This is a genomic window from Streptomyces milbemycinicus (assembly GCF_002154605.1).
In the GTDB taxonomy this organism is placed as follows: Bacteria; Actinomycetota; Actinomycetes; order Streptomycetales; family Streptomycetaceae; genus Streptomyces; species Streptomyces milbemycinicus.
Genome location: NZ_MUNE01001212.1, coordinates 1 through 863, shown reverse-complemented (window position 1 = coordinate 863; position 863 = coordinate 1). Strand labels below are relative to the sequence as shown.

Below are 863 nucleotides of genomic sequence, written 5' to 3'. Positions count from 1 at the left end.
CTTCGGGCGAGGGGAGGGGGCGGGCGTAACGCCAAAAAGACGGTACGTCGGCCCGAGATCGGCGGACAAGGCGCGTCCGTTGCGCACCTGGCGTCGATTCATTACGTCTTCCGGGCCCGCTGCGGCGATTCGTTGCGTCGGTCGCCCCGGGCTACGCGGGAGCCCCCGAGCCGAAGCGGCGCAGAAGGGGCGAGAGGACCAGGACGGACTTGGTGCGCTCCACGAAGGGTTCGCCCGCGATCCGCTCCAGTACGCGTTCGAAGTGCCGCATATCGGAGGCGAAGACCTGGACGATGGCGTCCGCGTCGCCGGTGACGGTCGATGCGGAGACCACCTCGGGGTAGCGGTTCAGGCCCCGGTGGATGTCCTCGGGCGAGGTGTTGCGGCGGCAGTAGAGCTCGATGAAGCCCTCGGTCTCCCAGCCGAGGGCGGCCGGGTCGACCCGTACGGTGAAGCCGGTGATGGCCCCCTCGGCCCGCAGCCGGTCCACCCGCCGTTTGACCGCGGGGGCGGAGAGGCCGACTTCCTCCCCGATGTCGGCGTAGCTGCGGCGGGCGTCCTCGGCGAGGGCGTGGACGATGCGTTCGTCCAGATCGTTCAGTCGCACTGCGGGGATGTCACTTTTCTGCCGTGGCCAGTCGGGAGCGGCGCATGCCGTATGCGAAGTACAGCACAAGGCCGACGGCCATCCAGACGCCGAAGACCATCCAGGTCACCCGGTCCAGGCTGCCCATCATCCACAGGCACAGCCCGAGGCCGACGAGCGGGAACAGCGGCGCCAGCGGCACCCGGAAGGTGCGCTCCATCGTGGGCCGGGTCCGGCGCAGCACGATCACGGCGATGTTGACCAGCGCGAAGGCGAA

General features: G+C 69.6%; 2 protein-coding genes. Both read right to left on the bottom strand.

The annotated features are described in order from the left end of the window. Nucleotides 1-151: 151 nt before the first annotated feature. Nucleotides 152-607 carry an Lrp/AsnC family transcriptional regulator gene (locus CCN51_RS52165; protein ID WP_014174941.1) on the bottom strand — a complete coding sequence of 152 codons (456 nt, stop codon included), beginning with the start codon at nucleotides 605-607 and terminating at the stop codon, nucleotides 152-154. Between the two features lie 10 nt (nucleotides 608-617). Beyond that, nucleotides 618-863 (bottom strand): amino acid permease C-terminal domain-containing protein (locus tag CCN51_RS52160; RefSeq protein ID WP_281262498.1); only part of this gene is annotated, 246 nt, incomplete at its 5' end.